Below are 23,112 nucleotides of genomic sequence, written 5' to 3'. Positions count from 1 at the left end.
TGTAAGCGTTTCACTTTCAATCTAAAAAGAAAACAACAAGGTTGTTCCGTGCCGACTTGAACACAGAGCAGCCTTGCTGCCCCCTCTTACAAACTACTTTATTCCACAATCTCACATTGGAATTCATTGGCTCCCAAACGAATCACTCGGTTTTGGAAAGAAATCTGCTTCTCCTCAGCGGTATCATTCCAAAATACGAAGAGTCTTCTCGCATGATGAACGTATTCCGTTTTGATGATTCCCTCAGGCAGCTCCATATCAGTATCCAGTGAAAAAGTGCCGTGATAGAAAAATTCGGCGTAGCGATCGCGTAAGGCGATCAGTACCTTAACGTGGCTCGCATAGGCCGGAGCCGCAGTCACTGTTGCCCGAGAGCGGTAAATAGCAATGTCAAAGCGGTATCCATACACAAAAGCGAAGTGAAGCTGCTGTTTAAAATCGCTTCTCTCATCATGCATGTATCGATTGGACATAATCGTCTCGGGGAACGTTTGCCGATAAAGCTCAGGGAACGACTCTTCGTCTTTAAAACTCGCGTATTGGCAACTATGATGGAAATCCAGGAGAGGCGCATAGCAGTCGACAACGAATTCAGAGCCGAAAGCTTTATCCCCTGTGCATAATTCACGCATTTGCTGCAAATTGCGCCGCCGATAAACCGTCTCGTTATCCCCCCGGTTTCCATGATCATGCGAAGCATCGAAACAGAGATGTGGAAAATGTCCAGCGATCTGATCGTAGAAAATGGAGTCCGGGTTGTAGCTTAGTTTTTGTTGACCGATCTGGGTAAGATGCTTATTCCATTCATCGGTCGCCTGACAGGCAGACACAAAGCTTTTGTAGCCAAAATTGCGCAGCAGCATGCCGTCATTGTTGAATTTATAATGCTCCCTGTACTCCATGCCATCAATATTTTTGCGGCAAATCCGATGTCCGGTTTCCTTGTAATAGTCTGATTTTACATCGATCAATACACCATTTGTGTAAAGCGCAACACGTCCCCCACGACGCTGCACTTCCGCAATCGCTGCTTTAAACCCTTCTTCCCCGCCAAGAGCAGGATCAGGTTCATAAACCGGATAACCGTTATCGAAGCCGCCTTTCCACCAACCGAAGAGCAGAATCATTTCCACCCCGACTGCCTTGCCTTCCTCGTAGACTCGGGGTAAATCTTCATAACGGAAGTGAATTTTGCCGAACTGATGCTTCATAATGATTCGCTGCCAACCCGGGAGCTTCTGTACCCAATCGGGTTTCTGCGGTTCACTAAACCAACCGTCCGCCCATTGCCGGTAAATGGCCGAGCCTTGCCGCCAATCCCCGGGAACAAAGGCGACTACAGAGGTCGGGGAGGAAACTTCTTCTCCTCCTTGCACCAAAGGAAACTGAGAAACGGCTAGAACGAGACGCGGATCGCTGTTGCGCGGGCCTATTCCTGCGGCCAACACACACGTAGTGAAGTTGTCATCATGCCTTCCTACATAAAGGAAATGCGAACCGCTCTGCACACCGAACCAAGCCATACTGCCGAAACTCGGATAGGTCATGTCGAGCCAAATCTCATGGTTATCGCTGGACATGTATTCACTGTGAGCTCTGTCAATTGCTGTCCAAGGATCTGCAAGTCGGTGTCCATGCCCCTCACTGCGGTACAAGACATCACGGCTGCGCACTTCATCCGCAACGACGGATACATCTACGAACGGAAGTTTGATCTCATTAACCCTTACTTCGCTCTGATTGGTTACCTTGTATGAGAAGTGCAATTGCTCTCCTTCTACGAGGACCTGCACCCAAAACAATACGGGATAGGTATTCCCGTCCTCTGCTTCGAGCTGATTGTATTGGACAGCCAATCCACCCTCAATTTCGGTTACCGTCCCGCTCTGAAGACTTGAACGAACGGACATGTCGCGAAACTCGCCGTCGTCCAGTTGAATTCTCCAGAAATCCGCTCCTGCACTCTCTTGTAATAGAAGTCCCTCCGCCGACCATCGTACGGATCGTCCCTGCGGATCTACAGCAAACTGTAATTGTCCTGCCTTAAGTGAAAAAGTCATTTTCCCAATCTGTCCTTTCCTTATCGTAAATAAAGACCGCCGTTCACATCCAGAATAATTCCGGTAATGTACCTAGCCTCATCGCTGGCTAGGAATACCGCCGCAGCCGCAACGTCTTCAAGCTTTCCTAAGCCTAAGGGGACGGATTCCGTTAAACTCTTTACCTTCTCATCCCCATGCGTTTGAAGCAATAATTCGGTTTCGATGATGCCCGGAGCGATCGCGTTAACGGTAATGCCATAAGGAGCGGCCGTGCGAGCGAGCGTTTTTGTGAAGCCGATCTGTCCACTTTTACTAGCAGCGTAGTGAACATGGCCATACAAGGCACCCTGATGTCCAACGACCGAACTGATGGAAATAATCCTTCCGCTTTTTTGCGGCATCATGATGTCCATGGCATACTTCGAGCATAAAAAGGTGCTCGTCAAGTTGTTGTTGATGATTTCATTCCAACTTTGCAGCGACGTTTCGCCTATCGTTTCCGCCCTGGAAGTGCCGGCATTGTTGACCAATATATCGAGGCGTCCATACTTCTCTACCGCCACATGAAACAATTTCTGGACATCCTCTTCTTGGCTGACATTAGCTTGAATCGCAATGGCATCCCGCCCCACCGCCTTGACCTGCTCAACAAGTTGAAGTGCGCTTTCCGTGATCTCCAGAGCGTTAATAATCACATTAGCTCCCGCTTCAGCCATTCCTAAGATCATCCCGCGTCCGAGACCTTGCGATGCCCCCGTTACCATGACCACTTTGCCAGATAAATCAAACATAACGATGCTCACCTCAGTTTCTAAAATGACTTAAAAGTAATGCTCGGCAGCCGGTGGTCGAATTTGAATAAGTTGCCCGTTATAATGCCTTAAATCGTGCGGGACAAAAGGATATTTAATGGCTGAGTCTTCATACAGTTCAATGCCTAACCCCGGTTTATCCGGGATTGTCATGTAGCCATCCTCGAAATGCAGTTGTTCGTCCGTTATCTCTTTGCGCCAAGGCACATCACTTGCCATAATTTCCAGATAGAAAAAGTTAGGCGTACAGGCAGCCAATTGCAGTGTAGCTGCGTTAGCTACGGGGCCGCTTGGATTGTGCGGGGCGAATGGAATATAGTTCGCTTCCGCCATTGCTGCAATTTTGCGGCATTCCATAATGCCGCCAGCATGGCTGATATCCGGTTGCACATAGTCCAGCGCTCTTCTTTTGAACACCTCGCTGAATCCTTGTCGCGTAAACAATCGTTCTCCGCCTGCGATAGCCACCGGAGATTTCCGCCTTACATCTACCATGGCATCCAAGTTATCTGGTGGAACTGGTTCTTCGAACCACACTGGCTTGAAAGCTTCAATTTCCTTAGCGATCTTAATCGCTGTAGGTACATTAAACCGGCCATGCCCTTCAATAAACAGATCCATGTCATAACCGACGGCATCTCTCACAATGCCTATGCATGCGAGAGCCTTATCCATTTCCTCATTCGAGAGGGTCATGTACGCTTTGCCGAACGGATCCCACTTGAGCCCTTTGAATCCTCGCTCCATCGCTTCCTTGGCTTTTACACCAAAATCCTCTACGCAAGTGGCGCCGGCAAACCATCCATTGGCATACACCTTCACCTTATCGTGAACCTTGCCCCCAAGCAGCCTGTGAACCGGAACGCCCAGTGATTTACCGTTAATGTCCCACAATGCCATTTCCACTGCACTAAGCGCAGACATCAGAACGGCTCCACCCCGCCAGTAGGCATCACGATATATATTGTGATAGTGCGCTTCGATATCAAGCGGGCTTTTACCGATTAGGTAACGTTTTATATCTTCTATTGCCCCAGTTACAGCATTCTCTTTATACTCCAGCGTTGCTTCGCCAACCCCTGAAATACCTTCATCTGTGTAAATTTTGACGAATACGAAGTTTGTCCGGTAACAATCGACGACAAACGTATTCACGCCAGTAATTTTCATCTCCACACCCCTAAGAAACATGTCATATTTATTCTCACGGACTGAATCGCCGCCCCATGCACTCGATAGATAACACCCCCCAGAGCTGTTTGCTATGCAAAGTGTTCTGGGGGGTGCGAAAGATAAGCTTTTCAACGAAGTATAGTTCCGGTACGTTAATCGCTGCTATCAGCCGTTACTTCAGCGGCTTGAAGTCCGGCTGCAGATACTTGTTTAAATCAACCGTTTTCGCTTCCACATTGGCAGCCGTCAGTTTGTTGAACGCATCTCCCAGCTCTTGCAGTCCCTTCTCAATTTCCGGAAGCTCCTTGCCCCTGATAAACAGCTCCGACATGACGTCATTTACAACGGCCGCTTTTTTGACATCGATTGAGCCCACTTTAAGCGGAGGGTTTAAAACGGAATAATCCAGCAGTGGCGCCACCGGATAATTCGTTGACTTCCCGTTGATGACAAAACCTGCTGATCCCTTGCGATCCACTGGTTGAATCGATTTTTCCTGAGCGGCAAGGTTTGTAAAGGAACCGAGACCCTTTTTGGCCAGCGTCACAAACATTTCATCGGAGATCATGAATTCCCATACCTTCTTTGCTTCTTTAAGATGCTCCGTTTTTTTGTTGATGCTGAATCCGCCCGCTGTCTCGTAGCCAGGGCCCCCCAGAACTTTCCCTGCCCAAGTAGGGAAATCTGCCACGGCCCAGTCGATTTTTGCTGGAAACTGATCGTTGAATACCCCGATATCCCAGGTTGCGGCGGACAGCATGCCGATATTGCCCTCGGAAAACTGGGCGCGGATCATATCGTTGTCATAATTGCCTACGCCAGGAAAGACGCTGCCTTCCTTATTCACATCAATCCACCACTTCACATATTTAGCAAAAGGCGAAAAGTCATATTTTCCAGTTACGGCATTCCAGCCATCCCTGCCATAAATGTCTCCCGAAACAACTGCCGGATAAGTCACATAATACCGCCAGAATGCCGACTGCTTGATCGGCAGACCGAGACCGAACTTCTTGCCGCCTCCACTGGCTGTTATCTGTTTCGCATATTGCTGCATTTCCTGCCAGGTCGTTGGAGGTTTCTCTGGATCAAGTCCGGATGCTTTGAACAAATCCTTATTGTAAACTAATTTAAAAGTGGTGACGTTTTCAAAGACACGGTCCAGTTCACCATTCTTGGAGGTTGGTGGAGCTGTAAGAGCGGATTTATCAAAGCGTTTGCGAATTTCCGGTGTGATCAAGGGATTCAAATCCAGTGGATAATCCGCAGTGGACAGATCGGGCGTATAATAAGCAATATCCGGAAGTTTACCCGCATTCAGCGCAAGCTTCAACTGCTCGTTATAGTTGTCCGAGTAAACCTTATAGTCAATCTGGATATTGTCAGGATTCGTTTCATTGAACTTTTTGATTAAGCCCTCACGAACCTCAAGATCATGCCGCGTGTTGGTCCAAACCTTGATCGTCACTTTTTCCTTAGGCTTTTCTTTCTCTACCCCCGCGGTGCTGCTGGCAACCTTGCCATTGTTTGTACCTGACGAGCACCCGGCAGACAAAGCCAGCGCCACGGTAGCTATCGTAATCAAACTGCGGCTTCCCCATTTACTTCTACTCAATTGCTTCAACCCCTCATCTTGATTTGAATTACACCCTCATTATAGAAAGGAATCCACCCGCAGTTAACCCCTCAAAACTCGTATTTACTGACAAACCAGCCACGATTATGGAAGCCTTTCCACAAAGGGAAGCAGCAGCTCAAAGCATTTTCCCTGCTCCAACTTCTGCATCCGCAGGCCACTATCTTCACCAAAATAGAGTCGGATCCGCTCATGAACATTACGGATGCCAAAGGAGTCCGGATCGGGAACCTGCTCGCTGAGCAGCCGCTGTACCCGCTCCTCGTCCAGAATTTGTCCATCATCAAAGACACTAATGCAAAAAGCATCCTCTGCTACGCGCCAGCCTTCAACCTTGATAAGACTTCCACCCGCCTGGCGGCTCATTCCGTACATGATGGCGTTCTCCACCAGCGGCTGAAGCGAGATTTTCACAATCTCCTGCTGCATGAATTCCTCAGGGATCTGGATTGCAATCGTAAACTGCCCCTTGTAGCGGATTTGCTGCATGCCAATATAGTTATTCAGGTGCCTTAGCTCCTGCTCAACGGTCACGACATCGATCTGATCCAGGCCTCCTCGAAGAAAGCCGCTTAGATATTCAATCATATTAGTGAGCTCCCGATCCTTGTGTTCCAGCGCTTTCCACTGGATGGTATCCAGGCTGTTGTAGAGAAAATGCGGGTTAATCTGATACTGCAACAGCCTCAGTCGGTACTCCTTCTTCAGTACCTGCTCCTGACGGATTTCCATTAACAGTTCACGAATCCCGTCATAGAGGACGCCGATTTCATCCGCCCGCACCAAAGGCGGGATGTGCATGTTGGCCCCCTCGCTTTTCTTTCGGACAACCAGCGAGGCCAACCGTTCAATCGGCCGGGAGAAATTCCGTGCCAGCCTGATGGAGAGCAGCGTCATACCCAACAGCAATAGCCCCACCAGGCCGATGGTCCATTGATATACCTTATAGAGCGGCAGCAGCACTTGATGCCGTGGTACAATGCCGAGCAGCATCCATTCCGCCCCAATCGTTCGTATGGAAAAATAACTGTCCCCTTCTGTAAAGCTGTATTCCGACTTGTCCATACTCTTCTCTTCAGGAAGATGAAGGATTCTCGACTGGAGAGCCGCATTCTCCACCGTTCCCGGAGAACGGATTAATCTTCCATTACCGGCATCAACAATAAGATATTGGCTTTGGCCAAGATGCTGCGGCCCCTCCAGCATTGCGCTCATTGAGCTGTACGGGATGGTAATCAGCAGACAACCGTGCAATTGCTGAGCGGCAACACTTCCTAAAGGAACGACCCAGGTGAATTCCCCTGCTGTTTTATCGTCAGACAGCCAGTAAACGTGCTCAAGTGTTCGTTTATCCAGGGAAAAGCTCTCAATACGTGCGGGATCATTTTTTACAGGAAGGCCGTAGCTGGAAAGATAGTGATTTCGAGGCAAGAGAAAGGAAACGCGAAAGTCCGCGTTAATATACTTGATATTGGTCAGGTACTGTGATAGCCGGTTGGCCACCTCTACCTGCCTGAGAATAGGAGCTTGCGGATTTGCAAAAGCCTGCATCAGCTCTTCATCCTGAAGAAACAGCCCCTCTGCTGTTTGGAATTCCTGATATAGCTGCCCTAGAGGGGCAGCTGTGCGGGACAGGATCAAGTCCGCGCTTTCTTCCAATTGCCGGGTAAATAAATTGGAGGTCACAAGGATATTAACAAGGCCGACAACCAAAAGTGGGAGGAGCGCCAATGCGAGCATAAGCAAGAACAGCTTTTGGTGAAACCGACGGAAAGGCGGGCGGCGTTTCTTCATACTAGAGCCCCCCGATACTCCGAGGGTGTCATGCCATATTCCCTTTTGAACAACTTCACAAAATGCTCTACCTTGTTGTACCCGACTTTATAGGACACCTCATAAACCTTAAGCGTGGGATCTTTCAGCAGCCTAATGGCTGCGCCCATGCGGGCCCGAAGCAGGTGTACACGGAAGGTGACTCCCGTTTGCTGCTTGAACAGCTCACTTAAGTAAACCGGGGAAAGGCCTAAATCCTCGGCAATGGTGGTCAATTGGAGATCCTGTTCGTATTCCCTGCCAATCCGCTCCAGGGCAAGACGAATCAACCGATGAAGGCCTTTGCCATGCCGCTGACGGAGCAAATGATGGATCTCATGGGTAAAGAAATACAGAAGTTCCTTGATTTTCGAATGACCGGAGATGCGCATCCTTAAGTCATCTGTACTCGGCAAAAGTCCTTCACCCTGGGCCCCAGCATGCTCCCGGATCGTGGACAGCCATTCAAAGCACCAACGCTGAGCCGCATTCAGATCCCATTCTACAAAGGCAGGAGCCAGTTGGTTGAGCCACTCTATCACTCGGTCTGTATCCCCCTGCAGCATCCACCCGACGAGCTCCGCCATAGGCTTCGTCCATTGCACATAGGCCATTTCGTCTCGAGACGGCAAAAGAAAGCGAACCGGCTCCTCCGGATTCGCTCCCATATATTCCATCATTTTCTCTGTTTCCCAAAATAATCTCGACAGTTGGAGCGGACTTTGTCCAGGCTCTGAAATCATAATGTGTACTTTCTTTTTGGTGAATCGGTCTATACAATCGTATAATCGCCAGGCAAAGACGAGGAGCTCCTCTTGGGAGCTGATGCCTCCCGTAACCAGCAGCCATTTACCGAAGGATAGGCGAATCGGGCAAATAGCCTCGTATTCAGCTATAAGCTCGAACATGACATTCTGCACGGCAAACTGGTCAATCTTAGCAGTCTCTATATGACCGTGTTGATCAGCCCCATCCAACGTAATCAGGTGCAGTCTCAACTCGCCATCTAGCAGCCATTTCAGCCCTACCTGAACACACTCCTCTTTCCACTCATAGCCAGGCTGATCTCCTAATATGAGCTCTTGAATATACTGGGAGCGGATGGATTCCTCATAATAGCGATTGCGGCGGTCACGTTCTCTTAGCACCTTCAGTTGCTCCAGCCTATCCACCTGCTTAAGAAGAACCTGCAGTAATTCTTCAGGCTTCGTCGGCTTGAGAAGATAATCCGTTACACCCAACTGGAGTGCCCTGCGGGCATAATCGAATTCACTGTAAGCACTGAGAATGATAAACTGGGTGTTCGGCCGATAGGCCTCAGCCCGGGCTATCATCTCTAGTCCTGTCATGTCCGGCATTCTGATGTCCGTAATGACAATATCCGGAGAAACGGCCCGGATTTTCTCCAGGGCACTCTCTCCATCCTCTGCTACACTGGCAACCACGAGATCGTATTCTTCCCAAGGAATAATTGTGACTAGTCTTTCCCGAATAAAATGCTCATCATCCACAATCAACACTTTATACATGCTGCATCCTCCGATCTGTCAACCCTTCACAGCACCTTGCGCAAGTCCACCTACAATTTGCCGGTTTAAAACAATAAATACGACAAGTACGGGAATAACCGAAATCATCGAGCCCGCCAGCAACAAGTTCCAGGCTGCTGCTCCAGAACCCATATTCCGCAGTTCAACCACACCTACAGTCAGTGTTTTGGTATCCGGATTACCGATACTCATGACTAATGGGAAAATATAAGTGTTCCATTCCGCAATAAATTCCAACAGGAAAAAAGTAGCGGTAATCGGAGCCATCAACGGCAGTGTCAGTCGATAAAAACGCTTGAAATAGGATGCCCCATCAACAATTGCCGCCTCATCCATCTCCTTGCCGAGCGATTTAACGAAGCCTTCGTACAGGAAAACACTAGCCCCCAAACCATACAAGGCAGCAAGTGGGATCGTAAAAATACTGTTCGTCAATCCCCAATCCACGGCGAGCTTGAACTTTGGAAACAAAGTCATCGGACCTAGGCTGACGAACATCACCCCGATAACCAACAGAGAGAGTAGTCGTTTTCCAGGGAATTGGGTTCTGGCAAAAACATACCCAGACATCGCCCCCATAAACACACTCAGCCCAGAGCTAACCGTAGCAAAAACCACCGAGTTATAGAAATACAGGGAGAAATTCAGCTCTTCCCATACCTCCGAATAGTTGGAGAATATCCACTTCCTAGGTAGCAAGCCGCCACCTGTAATCAGTTCCTGATTGGATTTGAAGGAATAAAACAAGACGTAAAGCACCGGAATCAATGTTAGGATGGCGACGACAGACAAAATTACATACTTTAACCACTTTAACAGATGTTTCACTTTGCTGTCCTCCTTAATTATGATAATCCATTTTCTTAGTCAACTTGAAGTAGCCTATCGATATCACGACCAGGATAAGTGCGGTAAACACCGCGACCGTTGCCCCGTAGCCATAATTGGTGCCTGTATCTCCTCCGAAAAACTGATGAAAAATATACAAGAAGGTCAGCTCGGTAGCATAGTTCGGTCCACCATCAGTAAGGACGAGAAAGGGGCCCATCGACTTGAGTGTCCCTAGAATAGACAGGAACAAAATCATCTGCAGAATCCGCCCCATCATTGGAAGGGAGATATAACGCACCCTGGTCCACCCCGTAGCTCCGTCGATATCAGCGCTTTCATAGACATCCTTCGGAATGCTGGTCAGACCTACAAGTAAAAGCAGCATATTGATCCCGAAATTCTGCCAGGCGTCTAAAACCATCCCGCTAACAAAAGCTGTCCACCCGCCTGACAGGAATGCAATGGGTTGATCGATCAGGTTTAAGGCGAGCAGCAGCTGATTAAGCCCCCCGTTATACGGGTTCAGCAGGATATAAACCACCAAGGCCATCGTTGAGGCCGGCAGAATGTAAGGCATAACAAACATGGCCCGAAACACATTTTTTCCTTTCATTTGCGAACTGAGGAACAGAGCCAGCATAAAGGCCAGAGGAAGCTCAAGGATGATTTTCAGGGAGAAAAGAGCCTGCTTCCAGAGGCTAGACCAGTAAATTTGATCATCCATCAGTCCTCGGAAATTTGCCAGCCCCGTAAACCGCTCCGGCCTAACTCCATCATAGTAATAAAAAACGTATTTAACCGCCCAAGCAATCGGGTATAAGGAAAAAATAACAAAGCAGCAAACAGGAATCAGCAGCATGAGGTACGCGGCGCCATACTTTCTCCAAAAGAGTCGAAAGGGGTTTAGGGCTCTCACACTTACAGCCGGAGTGATGTCAGACTTTACGGATAAATCAGTCATCCCTTCCGACCTCCTTTATTCCATCTGCTGGCAGAAGGCCTCGTAGCCCCAACGAGGAAATCCAATGCTTCACGCTAGTATTCATGGGTATTGCCCCCTTCTTTGTATTGGTAACGCCATTATAGCACCACCCTTTTCGACAATCCCCCCCTTAAACTTTATATATACTGCACATAACTGGAGAAATTCTGGACCCCGTTAGGTTAAATGATATAGTCCTCTCCTCTCAAAATCACTGCTGTGAATTTCTGAGCGCCGGGTATTTCTATATGCTCTTCAAGAAAGCGGTCGGCATCACGCCGACGCAATATCGACAAAAACAACCTCCCAAAGGCTAGACAGCCCGTGAGAGGTTGTTTTGTCAAGATTCCCGTTTTCTCCTGATAGGTGCCCAAGTATGACATGCTGAAGGTATAGTTGCCAGATATTGATACTCGACCACAAGCACGGCGCGCGCACCCTCAAGCTCACAGGCAAACGCGATTTCTTTGGAATAATACGCGATCGACAAGTCATCCCGATATTCCCCGAGCAATATTCGCGAGATAAAATCCTCTTGGACGACAGGAAGAATTCCTCTAAATGATGATCCCAATTTTGCCGTTATCGACCTGAACCTTATAGCTTCTCGTTCGAACTTTCTCGTCGAAGATCGATTTCCCAGTCTTGATCTCGAATTCCCAGCCATGCCAAGGACAACGCACCAGCTCGCCATTGCGGCCGAATTCGTATTCGTATACCTTGGACGGCAGCGTTGTTCCGCAAACCGGACCTTTGCACAACGGAGCGCCTTCATGCGGACACCTGTTATGCAGCGCGTAATATTCGCCTCCTACGCAGTAGATTCCGATAGACCGGCCCTCGACATCCACGATCTTGCTCTTGCCTTCCCAAATATCATCCGCTTCAGCTACATAATGGATTGCCATTGTTCATCTCCCCTCCTATATGCGATACAACGCTTTGGCGTTATCGTAAAATATTTTTTGCCGCGCTTCGGAGCTAAGCCGCTTCAAAATCTCCGTCGGCATATCGTTGTCCCAATGTGGATAGTCGCTGGAGAACATCAATATATTCTCGGCATCGATCATATCGAAGATCGAGATCAGCTGCTTAGGGTCATCTGGTTCCTCGATCGGCTGTGTGGAGAACATGCAGTGATCCCTGATATATTCGCTCGGCAGCCGCTTCAGCCATGGCACCGAGGAACGCAATGCCTTGTAGTTTTTATCCAGCCGCCACATGAGATGCGGAAGCCAAGCGATGCCGCCCTCCAGCATCACGAACTTCAGCTTCGGAAATTTCTCGAATACGCCTTCGCAGACGAGACTGGTCAGATGTGCCATATAATTTTGCGAAAGGCAGGTATGCCACTCCAGGTAACGGGTTGGATAACCTGCTGGCGTCGGGGCTGGCATCCCTGCTGAGCCTTCGCCCCCCGGATGAATGGCAATGGGCAGACCATGCCGCTCGGCTGCTTCGTAAATCGGATGGAACTGGCGCTGTCCGAGCCCTGCACGCTGCGCGCTGCCCATGAGAACTTGTACCATTGCCGGATGATCGGCCAGCCGATCGATCTCCCTCACAGCGAGCGACGGATCCTGCGGAGCGATGGTGATCGAACCCCGGAATGATTCGTGCTTCGGCAGCCAGTCGGCGACAATATGATCGTTGTAGGCCGAGACGAGCACTGCTGCGTAATCCGGATCATGGATCGTCGAGGAGTTTGTCAAGTTGCCCGTTAGGATCACTTTATCCATGTTGAACTGCTCGACAAGATCCTTAACGAGATAATCCGGATCGGAAGCAGACGGTCCTCCGGAAGGCGGAATGCAATCCTTGCGGACGACCCCGACCGGAGACCAATATCCGTGTCCAGGTAAGCCGAGCCCCGAGCTCGCTACTCTAGATCTCCACGGCTCTGGCAAATACGGCAGCAATTCTTGCGGACTCTTCAGGTCGTTATGGACATCGACATCAATGCATTTCATTTCCTTGTTCATACATCAAACCCCTTTCCTTCGTCTGTCCTTATTGTATTTTCTTTGGATAGCGTTTACGATTGGTAATCATACAATTTTTTTAAGGATTCTACGATTTTTAAACGACCGAGGGGAGACGTTTCTGATGAAGATCGAACATATCATATTCGACCAACAGCCGGCCGGATCGAATTGGCATGTGGACCTGGGCCCGACTCGTCATCATATTCTGCTGCTCGTCGTGAAGGGAAAAGTACGCTATACAATTGGCGACAGGACATTATGCATTTCAAAAGGGGAGGGGCTGTTCCTGACCCAAGGTACATGGCGTGCTGCGGAAGCCGATGAGAGCGAGCCCCACCATATGTACTCCGCCCATTTTAGTGATTTACCTCTCGATAAGCTAACCGGATTCAGCAAGGAGCCCTACTTGTTATACCGCCCGATCGGTTTTGACTACATCAAGCAGCGCTTCTCCGTTCTCAACGAATCTTGGATCGGCAAGATGCCTTTTTACGAGATGATATCCGAAGGCATATTGACGGAGATACTTGGACTTGTGCAGCGAGAATTAACGAACGGAACGTTCTCCTCCTCGCGTCGAAGTCTAGCGCTGCGGCTCCAGCAATATATCGTTCAGCATTATCGGGAACCTCTGCGGATACACGATCTAGCCCAGCATGTCGACCGAAGCCCGAATTATGTTTCGAATGTGTTCAAGGAAGTGACCGGGCGAACGCCGGTAGCATATATGCATGAGATACGTATCTCCGCCGCAAGGGAGCTGCTTCTGACGACGAATATGACTATCGGGGAAATATCGGATTCACTCGGATACTGCGACCAGACCTATTTCAACTACATGTATAAGAAAATCGTCGGGCATCCACCTTCCCACTCATTAAAGCTCGGGAAAATGTAATCAATGACTGCCCTATGAGGACCAAAAGAAATAAAAGAGCCGAATGGATCGTTCTCATCCACTCAGCTCTTAGGGTTATTTTACAACAATTTGTATAACATCACTTACCGTTGTTCCACTTCCATTCATAAACTCGCCGCGATATTGATAAGTGCCAGGAGCTTTGCCTGAAATTTGTGTAATTGCCGATTGGGCACTTGGTGTGTGTGAAGATAAAGATTGCGTATCGATAAGAACGCCGTTTTCATATAAATGATACGTTGTTCCGTTCGTCCCCCACCACATATTAGCAGTAATGTGATAGTTCCCATCTTGATCCCAGTTGTCACTGGACAACACAGGTTTGCCGGGATTCGCATCACTCACGATGACGGTATGTGGATCACATGAAGTCGTTCCGTACGAATTCGATAACTCACATGTATACACATAGGTTCCGTTTGGCTTCCCTTGAATCGGAATAATAGAAGTCTGGGCTGCTGGTGATGCATCGGCCAGTGACTTCGTTTGAATCAATTGGCCATTCTCATACAACTTATACAGTGAGCCATTATTCCCCCACCACATATTCATCGTAACCTCATAATTGCCATCATGTAAGCCTGACGCATAACCACTATTATTCGATAGTATCGGTTTATCTGGTGCGTTGTTCGCTAACAATGCTGCGCTGAAGGATTGCCGTTCAAACTTGACTGCATCAGCCCTCGTATAAATCATATCCGCAGGAAGGGTTGGCGGATCTATTGTAGTCGCAGTCTCCCTGGTCAAACGAACATACTCACTGCCGTCTCCTGTAAAGTCGAACGTGCCAAGATTAACCCAACCCGACGAGCCTACTGTCGCATCGAGATACGTGACCTCGGTAACCGACTGATGCTTCACTTCCACTTTGACATGATTATCATTTGCCGTCGTATGGACAAGCTTGTAAATAGAGACCGCATATCTCCCCTCTGGAAATTGGGCCTTCCATGTCGCCGACGATCCTTGAACAGTCGAGTAACGGGACTTAACTCCAATTTTGTAGCCGGCTAAATTACTTTGGCTCCAAGACCCTTCCGTCGTGTATAACCCAGCCGTATTCGTGCTGTCGACGATAACCGTTAGATCCCTGATTGCTATGGTCAAATGTGGTGTTGATAAGGTCACTCCGTCCATCGTTACCGTGGCCCACACCGAGATATGATCTGTTACTCCATCCAAGCTTTGAAGGGTCAACACACCGTTGCTGTCCACTTCAGCTAGATCGGTTCTATCAACGAAATACTGCACATTGGCCTGGGTCAGATCACCGATCAGTCCGTTATCCAAATAACCGGTTACATTCAGTTGAGCAGCTTGAGTCATCTGCAATTCATCCTGATTCGACTGGATGACCACCGACTCCAATTGGAGCGCCCTATTAGGGTCCACCCACATCATGGCATCGGCAACTACCCGTGACTTGTTGGCTTTATTCGTTAATTCGACATACCCACTATCCCCTGCTGCAAAAGGATAAGCTCCTAGGAATACCCACGTCCCATTGGCTATGGATTCATCAACGGTAACCGTCTCGGAGCCCCCGCTATAATAAACGGTAAAAGTAGCATTTGTTGCCCAATTTTCACTTGTAGCGGTTATTTGCGGCAGTTTGTAATACACGCTATAAGTGACACTTTCCGGCAGCTCTGGCCGCCATTTAATTGTGCTCGTTGCTGTGCCTGTAGTTGATTTGGCATATACATAGTTATCGTAGTAGTAGTCATTGGCCGTTGTATCTCGAATCCATACCCCTTCAGTATCCGCCTCCGTATTATCCACAATGATGGATGATCCATCCTGCCATTCCGGTTGGACTGGCGTTACTGCTACGTGATCAGGCAAATATAGCGTCCGCTTGCGGGTCTGTTTGCCGTCCGATTCCACATAATAAGTGAACGTTCGGGATAAATCGTTTACCCGTATCGACCATTCCATCGGATATATCGTATCTGGAACGGTCGTGTACGTGGCCCCGCCATCCAAGGAGTAATGAATCGTCGCTGGCTTTGTCGTTTTTGCCTCCACGTAAGCATCGTAGGACGTTTCGTCGGGCTTGACGATGAGCATGCCTTTCACAGCATCTATTGGACTGTGGACATCGAAGAAATAGCTTGCATCCGATGTATCGGCCGTTCTAACTTGATGCAGCGGCACATCAATGTTAAGTCCCTCCACAATGATAGCTGTTATTCCTTTGCTTGAAACCGTGGCCTGAATGATTCCGCCACTCATAATCGTTTGTTCTGGTGTGCCATTATCGCGAATGATGGTTACGTTATAATTTTGTGCTGGATTGAACCCGATCATTTGCGCATTCAATGCGATCGGAGTCTGTACCTCAGACGTCGATTCGTTACTTAAACTGATGTAGAATTTATTTCCGCTTTCTCCCGTTATCCAGTTCAATTGCGGATGGTTGGTCTGAATAATCCCCTTGGGCATCCAGAGCCAAACGTTGGAATTGCCGTAGAATTGACCTGGCTTATTCCCATAGAGATGATATTTGAACCATAAAAAATTAGTTTCAAATACGGAAGGGAAGGAGATACTTCCGTTCGATTTCAGTGATTGTTCGGTGATCAAATAATCCATCGTTTGCCCGAGCTGTGCCGGCATATGGTGATAATAAATGGATGTAGCCCCGCTTGGGCCCTCCAGTGGAAAATCTGGTTCCAGTTGACTAACGGCAAAACCCTTATAGTAATACCCTGGATAGTTGGAATATCGTCCGATGACCGCATTATGAGCGATATCCTGCAATAATTTATCGCCTGTATAGAGCGATAATCTCATCATGAATGGCGCCTCCTGCGCATTCATCCGGTAATAGCCAGTTGTACTTCCCGCTTCAAACGTCAGCCCATTGGGAGAAACAAGCCAACTGTCCGCTTGTACGCCCCCAGCTACATCTTCAGGAAGCTTGCTTCTAGGATAGTCGTATTTCCCGCTTTCCGGCCAATGGAACGACTCCGCGTAATTATACGTCTCCGGCTGTGGAATCGTAACGGAGCCTTCAGGAACCGGACGAGCTACGAACATGGTAGCGTACTGTTTGGCTTCCTTGTACGCGGCATTCAAGTATTTGGGATCTTGCGTTTCCTCGTACAGCTCCAAGATCTCCATCCACAGCTTGCTATAATAATAGATAAACTCATTTTTACTCACATTCGTGGTTGCAGGTGTATCAATATTCTGAGCGATATAGCTGTCAGCTGCATCCTTGGCATCCTGCAGATACTGCGCATCCCCCGTCATACGATACATCATGAGTGGTTGAATGACAGGCCCTCGATCTTTCTGATCAGGATCTCGTACAAGGTACTCTTCCTGCCCCAGCGCCCCAATCCCTGCCGAAGTGCCCAGCATCTGATTGACAGCGGCTACGCTTGAAACGTCGAACGGCAAGGTTGCCATTTTCCATAACGATGGTACGCTGTATACGGGCTTCTGTGTAGGCGACCAACCGATACCATTTCGCGATACCCCGTACTGAATTAACGGCAACGCCCTCGTATTGTAAAGCTGGTCGTCCCCAGTCAAATAATAAGCCCCCAGAAGAGCCGCATTCGATGTTGTTCGAACGCTATCCTCGTTCTCGATATCAATGAAGCCCTTGGCCCGGTTCCACCACCCGCTTGGTGATGGGACATAATTAACAGAGTCATCCCCCTGCGGTTCGATCTTGAGCAGATCGATCATATTAAACATCGCATCAGTAAGTGACTGATCCGCGACATTTTCCCGGTATGCCGAATAGTCGTATTCACTGCGGAGAATATCCTCGTAGGCTTCATACAGTTTGCTTCTCTGAGCAATTAGCCCCATATGAAACTGATAGGTGCTTTCAGCGGTCATTTGTGAATAAGTCCCTAGTTGAGGCGCATAAAGGATCGGCTGCACGCTGCCTTCGTTGTTGACAAGACTCATGCCAAGCCGTTGCTGGGAAACGCCACCCGTCGGTTCAAACTCGACCGGCAGCTCCTCAGATGGTGCAAATATGCCATACGATATAGCATTCCCAGCTCCATCATTCTTCTCAACTAGACTCATCGGAGCACTTAACTCCCTCAAGCTAGTTGATTCAACTGATCCTACCATTTTCGCATGCGACCTGAAACCACTTAACACTTCATTGATGCCAGAAACTAGCTCTGTTGTGAAAGATTGATAGCCAATCACATAATTGCCGTTCCGGCGAGGTGTAAAAGCAAAGGAAACATCAGGTTTGTCCCCTGCCAAGGACCAGTTTACTTGTAAATCGTAATCGCTTCCATGCAAAGAATCGGTTAATACGGCCGTATGGCTATCAGGGAAATGGATCCCGTCGAATGTAATCCAGCGTTTGTTCATCGTATCGTAGTAATTGGTTCGACTTCCCGCATTCCCATCCAATAAGACCCATTGTTCTTCAAGTCTTTCCGGCACAGTATTAATTGGCACCCAGTTCCCTGTCCCCGTGTCCTTGTAGAACAGATCACGAACGATGGACTTGCCGCCATCCCAAGCGGCTTCATAGAAAGTCGCCTTATAGTTTGCGTTTTCAATGCTGCCTTTTTCCGTATAATTGAGATTCGCCAATGTGCGGCTGCGCAGCGGAGGCAAAGGTGGCGCTTGCTGCCGGATGTTCCCTTCGAACTTTACCGCATCCGCACGCGTAATGATTGTTCCAGTTGTAGGTTGTGTTCGTGTCAACCTGACAAACTCAGTATCATCACCACTAAAATAATAGTTCCCCAAATCAACCCAACCGACGGATGGACCTGATGATGGCCTTAAATCCATAAACATGACATCCGTAATCCCATTGTGAACAATTTCGATTTTCACATTACTATCCGCTTTATCCGCCCAGTCCAGCTTGTAGAACGATATTTTCGCCGTTCCTGCTTCCAATCGCGGATTCCAGGTGATGGTTCTTCCCACAGCATCTGTAAAGTTGGAACTGGAATTATTGTAACCCTTTACCCCCGTGCTAGTGCTCCAATAAGGAGCTGAATATCCGTTATTCTTGTTATCCACATCAACGGTGACAACACCATCCGTCGTGATGCTTCCATTATCAATAATGATCGTCTTATGGGGCTCTTTTTGCTGAATATTCCCTTCGAACTTAACCGCGTCCGCACGCGTTAGTATCGTGCTGGTGCTGCTGGTAGACCGGGTCAATCTAACGAATTCTTCACCAATCCCCGAAAAATAGTATTCTCCCAAATCAACCCAACCCACAGCCGCCCCGAATGAAGGTCTCAAATCTATAAATTGAACATCCGTCGTGCCATTATGAACGATTTCGATTTTTACATTGCTATCTGCTTTATCCGCCCAATCCAGCTTGTAGAATGATATTCTCGCCGTCCCTGCGTCCAATCGTGGATTCCACGTTATGGTTCTGCCTACTGTACTTGTATATTTGGAACTGGAGTTATCATACCCCTTCACACCTGTACTTGTGGTCCAATTCGGAGCCGAGTATCCGTTATTCATGTTATCGGCATCCGAGGTCACAACACCATCAATCGTGATGCTCCCATCATCGATGATGATCGTCTTATTCGGTAAGGAATCCGCATTAGCGGGGCTTACTCCGAAAAAACTTAATGGCACTATCATTGTCATCATTAAAACGATTAAAAGCAGCTTCCTTTTTATCATATAACTCACATCCTCTCCATTTATTGACAACGCTTTCAACATAAACAATAATACCCCCCTTTGTTAGAATGATCGTTACGAAGCGATTAACCATATCCTTCTGGTAATCTCCTTCGTCTTTTGTAGCATAGCATGTAACCTAACCGTGAAATTTCTTCGATTTCTAGAATTTTTTATAAGATTTTAAGTGAAAAAACCTACATGGTAATAGACTGCTGGGCAGCAGTCAGGTACCATGCAGGTTTTCCAAGAAGCTAAGCCTCTCCATTATACGGGCGGCTGCACCAACAACAACTTCCCAAGCTGGATCACCGTTTGATCATACCAATCCGGATGCTCCTGGACATGCTGCCTGCTTCGCTCGTTACCGGATGCCTCAAACACAGCCGCTTTGTCTGTCTTCTCGTTATCGATTTCGAAGCGAACCGTATGTCTTCCATTCGGAAGCTCTGGCAAGAAAACAAATTGATTTCGATTGTGATCGTTGTAGGATGTGAATCGGTCGACAAGGAAGGGCTCTCCACCATCCACCGTAACCTTCAATCTACCGGAATCAGGTCCCCCGATATCGAACAGCCCGATGTGCGTGCCTTCGAACTGCACCGTGATCGCCTCTCCAGGATCGACTGCCCGCCATAGGCCGGGGAACAACCAATCGTACTTACGGGCCAGCTCAAAATCATCGGGCGTCACGTAAGACCATCCTGCCGATAAATGGGCAAGACCATCCAGCGGCTGCATGGATGCGTACTCCCACGGATTGGACGGGACCAAGGTGGCTTGAGGCAGGTTATGTTCAACACGTCCCGAACTAGCCCTAAGTTCACGAATCCTCTCAAATGACCGGGTGATCGTATCCGTGTAAATCTGGTGTCCTTCAGGGATTAGTGGATGGATCGAATCATGCGTAAAAACAACAGCCCCAGGAAAAGACTCTCCTGCCTTTGAAGTGAAAACAAGCTTTCCTTCCGTCACTAATTGACTGACCGCTACCCCCAGATGAATCGAAGGAATACCATAATAATCGGCTACTTCCTCTTGCATAAGAGCCCCTTTCTGGTATTCCCCGGACTGAAATCCGGCCACATCTCGCTCTTTCAGCGTATAAACGAACAGGATATCAGTAAACCGGCTCATCTTGCGGATCTGACGGACAATACCTTCAATCCGCGCCTTGGACTCGGGCACTCCCCCATCGTTGCCGACAAACTCAACAAACACGAGATCAGGCTGATGACGAAGCACATCCGTCTCCAAACGGGCACAGCCCAAATCCGAGCCAGTTCCGTCAATGCCTGCATTCACACTGCGGATATCCGCCTCAGGATATTGCTCACGAAGCCAGTCCGCCGTCATGACCCGATACCCTGCAGAACGCGTATTACTGCCGCCAAAATAGACGATTGTCACCGTTTCCCCATTTTCCAACTTCTGAATAACATTAGGTAACCCTCTTCGAGGGAAGAATTCCTGCATCGTGACTTCACCTGACCTCACTAATCGTTTTTGGAGCAAACAATTTCACAGCAAACACTTCATGATAAGGCGAACCGTATGTCGCGCAGAAATGAATCCGGATTCGAGTTACACATTTCGCATCCACCTTATGTTTATTCAACGTGAGATAATTTCCACGGATACTGATTTCACTCTCGGTTCCGTCTTCTAGGGTCAAGGTCACATCATAATCTTGGATAAGCGGCTCGATCGGATCGTCGAAATGCTCTAAATCCAGCTGTGAATTGAATACGAGATGAATTTCATCCAGACTTTTAGGGCTTGCAAAACAAAGCTCCAACCACTCCTGTCCTTCCGTACGTTCGGAAATCCAGCCGTTCGGCAGACCATAAGGTCTGGAGTAACCGTTGACGACATTCTCAGGATTGTACATATTCTGGTGTGGCAGCAGGTCCTTAAAGCAGATGCTCTTACCCCATTTCTTCAGCTTGGACGGCTCTTCCGGCCTATAATGGAAGCTGACCGCTCCTGTCAGTTTCTCTTCATTACCGTATACGGCAAGGCTCTCCGTTCCTTCCAGTACGATGTAAATTTTATCGTCTGCCGGCTTCTCCAAGCCCAAGTCCAACGTAATCCAGTCGTCATGACCAGCTGCAATAGCTAAGTTATAGTCTTTCAACTGGCTGGTTGGAATATAGTTTTCCTTCCGATCCCCACCAAACAACTTCACATGCAGCGTTTCCGAATGCTCGGAGCTATTTTTAATTTTGACCCGTACGCTTTCCGCCACGGATGTCTCGATCGGCAAAACCAAACATAACCCTTTCTCCAAGGGAATCTCTTCGGTCGGATGAAGATTCTCATAGCTGCGTTGAGACGAAGCATGAATGTGTAATCCGTCAGCGAAGTAAGGATCCAATTCTTCTTTAAGCCCTACAATCGTTTGCCCGTCTCGAAGCAGCAGCGACTGCAGCTCTCTCATATGAGCTTGGGCGATGTCAGCGGGGTCTACGTCATATTTCAGACATAACGAAGCGGCTGTTCCGACTGCCTGCCCCATACAACCGCAGGTTGCCATTACCCTTGTCGATCCGAAAGCAACATGCGTAGCACTTATATTGCGACCAGCGAACATGAGGTTAGGTACATTTTGGGAGAACAAACTCCGAAAAGGAATATTGTATAAGCCAGGCACGAAATTCCAGGCTGTAGCCGGTCCCTCATCGTAAATGCCCTTCGCAGCATGTAAGTCCATATACCATCCCCCGACGGATACAGCATCATCGAAATGCGGCTTTGCGGTAAGATCGTTCTGAGACAACATGTGATTCCCAATAAATCGCCTCGATTCCCGTTTTCCCGGAATGGGACAAACATAATCCAAGATGAGATTGTCCACATCATCAAATTCGCCGCTATTTTTGATATAATCCCAAATCCCGTAAACCAATTTCCGCAGTTCCAATGCGATGTCTTCATTATTTGCGATAACATCCATATGCCCGCCGTATTCCAGCCACCACAAGCCGCCGAGTCCGTTGATTTTTCTAGGAAAAGCACGATGGTTCAAACCTTTTCTGATACTTTCAAAAAAGGGCAACTTCGTAATATCATACGCAAAGCCCGGCCTCCTGTACGGAACGGCATATTCTACGTCGCGTGCTTGGAAAAGGATCGTGTCTCCCATGGTGTAGTGGTCTGCCACTTCTGGGGCCAAGTTTTCGTTGTATTCATGCTTCGCTTCTCTCCCCCATCGAAAGAGAGCGCCAGCCTGAAATCCGACAACCCCGTCTCCGGAGCAATCGATGTAGGTTCGGCTTTCAAACCGGAATTTCTTTTCGGAAGCCAATTGGAGGCCCTCCACCCATTTGATTCTGCCATTCTCCATCCCCGTTTCATGCACGCATGTATTCAGAAATAGCGAAATGTTAGGCTCAGCATAGACCATATCCAACAAGACCGTATCCGAAAGTGAAAGCATAAGCTTTTTGTTATATAACGGATTATAGTGGAAAATCTTCAATTTGAGCTCTTCTATTAATCCGCCCTCACGTGCATAATAGGATGGACTTTTGCCAAGGTAGGCAGACCCATTGATATGAACCCTAACCTCGCTGCTGGCATTCCCCCCAAGAACTGGCCGATCATTAATAAGTGACACTTGCAGCCCTTGACGAGCGGCAGCAATGGCAGCACATAGCCCAGCAATACCTCCGCCTACGACGGTTACATCCGCTTTAATAAGCTCCATTTT

General features: G+C 48.4%; 15 protein-coding genes. 2 read left to right on the top strand and 13 right to left on the bottom strand.

Features of this window, described 5'->3' with window-relative positions; all coding sequences use genetic code 11:
* Positions 1-98: 98 nt before the first annotated feature.
* The 8 genes from ACSQ8O_RS06990 to ACSQ8O_RS06955 all read right to left on the bottom strand — a co-directional run bounded on the left by ACSQ8O_RS06990 (position 99) and on the right by ACSQ8O_RS06955 (position 10,817).
* Positions 99-2,060, bottom strand: a complete 1,962-nt coding sequence (locus ACSQ8O_RS06990; RefSeq protein WP_436240979.1) for a DUF6259 domain-containing protein — start codon at positions 2,058-2,060, stop codon at positions 99-101.
* Between the two features lie 20 nt (positions 2,061-2,080).
* Positions 2,081-2,833 carry an SDR family NAD(P)-dependent oxidoreductase gene (locus tag ACSQ8O_RS06985; RefSeq protein WP_436240978.1) on the bottom strand — a complete coding sequence of 251 codons (753 nt, stop codon included), beginning with the start codon at positions 2,831-2,833 and terminating at the stop codon, positions 2,081-2,083.
* A 30-nt stretch (positions 2,834-2,863) separates the two neighbouring features.
* Entirely contained in the window at positions 2,864-4,024 is a 1,161-nt protein-coding gene (gene dgoD / locus ACSQ8O_RS06980; RefSeq protein WP_436240977.1) for a galactonate dehydratase, read from the bottom strand.
* Positions 4,025-4,199: 175 nt separating this feature from the next.
* Positions 4,200-5,642 (bottom strand): ABC transporter substrate-binding protein, encoded by a 1,443-nt coding sequence (locus ACSQ8O_RS06975; protein ID WP_436240976.1) that lies wholly within the window; start codon positions 5,640-5,642, stop codon positions 4,200-4,202.
* Positions 5,643-5,747: 105 nt separating this feature from the next.
* Positions 5,748-7,457: a sensor histidine kinase gene (locus ACSQ8O_RS06970; protein WP_436240975.1), complete on the bottom strand. Its 1,710-nt coding sequence runs from the start codon at positions 7,455-7,457 to the stop codon at positions 5,748-5,750.
* The gene (locus tag ACSQ8O_RS06965; RefSeq protein ID WP_436240974.1) at positions 7,454-9,004 is read right to left on the bottom strand and encodes a response regulator transcription factor; all 1,551 of its coding nucleotides are present in this window, start codon (positions 9,002-9,004) and stop codon (positions 7,454-7,456) included. The genes ACSQ8O_RS06970 and ACSQ8O_RS06965 overlap by 4 nt, the downstream gene beginning before the upstream one ends.
* Before the next feature lie 18 nt (positions 9,005-9,022).
* Positions 9,023-9,853 carry a carbohydrate ABC transporter permease gene (locus ACSQ8O_RS06960; protein WP_056608742.1) on the bottom strand — a complete coding sequence of 277 codons (831 nt, stop codon included), beginning with the start codon at positions 9,851-9,853 and terminating at the stop codon, positions 9,023-9,025.
* Positions 9,854-9,866: 13 nt separating this feature from the next.
* Complete coding sequence (locus ACSQ8O_RS06955) at positions 9,867-10,817, bottom strand: carbohydrate ABC transporter permease (protein ID WP_436240973.1); 951 nt, start codon at positions 10,815-10,817, stop codon at positions 9,867-9,869.
* A gap of 164 nt (positions 10,818-10,981) precedes the next feature.
* Here ACSQ8O_RS06955 and ACSQ8O_RS06950 point away from each other — a divergent pair, with 164 nt between their 5' ends.
* Positions 10,982-11,155, top strand: a complete 174-nt coding sequence (locus ACSQ8O_RS06950) for an AraC family transcriptional regulator (protein WP_436241960.1) — start codon at positions 10,982-10,984, stop codon at positions 11,153-11,155.
* Between the two features lie 240 nt (positions 11,156-11,395).
* Here ACSQ8O_RS06950 and ACSQ8O_RS06945 read toward each other — a convergent pair whose 3' ends face one another.
* Positions 11,396-11,746 carry a Rieske (2Fe-2S) protein gene (locus tag ACSQ8O_RS06945; protein ID WP_056608733.1) on the bottom strand — a complete coding sequence of 117 codons (351 nt, stop codon included), beginning with the start codon at positions 11,744-11,746 and terminating at the stop codon, positions 11,396-11,398.
* A 15-nt stretch (positions 11,747-11,761) separates the two neighbouring features.
* Positions 11,762-12,820 (bottom strand): amidohydrolase family protein, encoded by a 1,059-nt coding sequence (locus ACSQ8O_RS06940; RefSeq protein WP_436240972.1) that lies wholly within the window; start codon positions 12,818-12,820, stop codon positions 11,762-11,764.
* 124 nt (positions 12,821-12,944) lie between these two features.
* Between ACSQ8O_RS06940 and ACSQ8O_RS06935 the strand changes: the two genes are divergently transcribed.
* The gene (locus tag ACSQ8O_RS06935) at positions 12,945-13,721 is read left to right on the top strand and encodes an AraC family transcriptional regulator (RefSeq protein WP_436240971.1); all 777 of its coding nucleotides are present in this window, start codon (positions 12,945-12,947) and stop codon (positions 13,719-13,721) included.
* Between the two features lie 75 nt (positions 13,722-13,796).
* Here the strand turns inward: ACSQ8O_RS06935 and ACSQ8O_RS06930 are convergent, their stop codons facing one another.
* The 3 genes from ACSQ8O_RS06930 to ACSQ8O_RS06920 form a co-directional block, all read right to left on the bottom strand.
* On the bottom strand, positions 13,797-19,367 hold the full coding sequence (locus tag ACSQ8O_RS06930) for a hypothetical protein (protein WP_436240970.1): 5,571 nt from the start codon (positions 19,365-19,367) through the stop codon (positions 13,797-13,799).
* Positions 19,368-19,667: 300 nt separating this feature from the next.
* On the bottom strand, positions 19,668-20,876 hold the full coding sequence (locus ACSQ8O_RS06925; protein WP_436240969.1) for a GDSL-type esterase/lipase family protein: 1,209 nt from the start codon (positions 20,874-20,876) through the stop codon (positions 19,668-19,670).
* Between the two features lie 7 nt (positions 20,877-20,883).
* On the bottom strand, positions 20,884-23,109 hold the full coding sequence (locus ACSQ8O_RS06920; RefSeq protein ID WP_436240968.1) for an FAD-dependent oxidoreductase: 2,226 nt from the start codon (positions 23,107-23,109) through the stop codon (positions 20,884-20,886).
* Between the last annotated feature and the right edge of the window lie 3 nt (positions 23,110-23,112).

It is taken from the genome of Paenibacillus sp. LjRoot56, from assembly GCF_964253335.1.
Classification (GTDB): Bacteria; Bacillota; Bacilli; order Paenibacillales; family NBRC-103111; genus Paenibacillus_E; species Paenibacillus_E allorhizoplanae.
This window is presented reverse-complemented; position numbering and strand designations above follow the sequence as displayed.

Bases quoted from the DNA above. Each gene is read 5' to 3' on its own strand.
- ACSQ8O_RS06945 (WP_056608733.1), bottom strand. From the start codon at position 11,746: ATGGCAATCCATTATGTAGCTGAAGCGGATGATATTTGGGAAGGCAAG.
- ACSQ8O_RS06930 (WP_436240970.1), bottom strand. From the start codon at position 19,367: ATGATGACAATGATAGTGCCATTAAGTTTTTTCGGAGTAAGCCCCGCT.
- dgoD (WP_436240977.1), bottom strand. From the start codon at position 4,024: ATGAAAATTACTGGCGTGAATACGTTTGTCGTCGATTGTTACCGGACA.
- ACSQ8O_RS06920 (WP_436240968.1), bottom strand. From the start codon at position 23,109: ATGGAGCTTATTAAAGCGGATGTAACCGTCGTAGGCGGAGGTATTGCT.
- ACSQ8O_RS06985 (WP_436240978.1), bottom strand. From the start codon at position 2,833: ATGTTTGATTTATCTGGCAAAGTGGTCATGGTAACGGGGGCATCGCAA.
- ACSQ8O_RS06940 (WP_436240972.1), bottom strand. From the start codon at position 12,820: ATGAACAAGGAAATGAAATGCATTGATGTCGATGTCCATAACGACCTG.
- ACSQ8O_RS06970 (WP_436240975.1), bottom strand. From the start codon at position 7,457: ATGAAGAAACGCCGCCCGCCTTTCCGTCGGTTTCACCAAAAGCTGTTC.
- ACSQ8O_RS06990 (WP_436240979.1), bottom strand. From the start codon at position 2,060: ATGACTTTTTCACTTAAGGCAGGACAATTACAGTTTGCTGTAGATCCG.
- ACSQ8O_RS06935 (WP_436240971.1), top strand. From the start codon at position 12,945: ATGAAGATCGAACATATCATATTCGACCAACAGCCGGCCGGATCGAAT.
- ACSQ8O_RS06955 (WP_436240973.1), bottom strand. From the start codon at position 10,817: ATGACTGATTTATCCGTAAAGTCTGACATCACTCCGGCTGTAAGTGTG.
- ACSQ8O_RS06965 (WP_436240974.1), bottom strand. From the start codon at position 9,004: ATGTATAAAGTGTTGATTGTGGATGATGAGCATTTTATTCGGGAAAGA.
- ACSQ8O_RS06925 (WP_436240969.1), bottom strand. From the start codon at position 20,876: ATGCAGGAATTCTTCCCTCGAAGAGGGTTACCTAATGTTATTCAGAAG.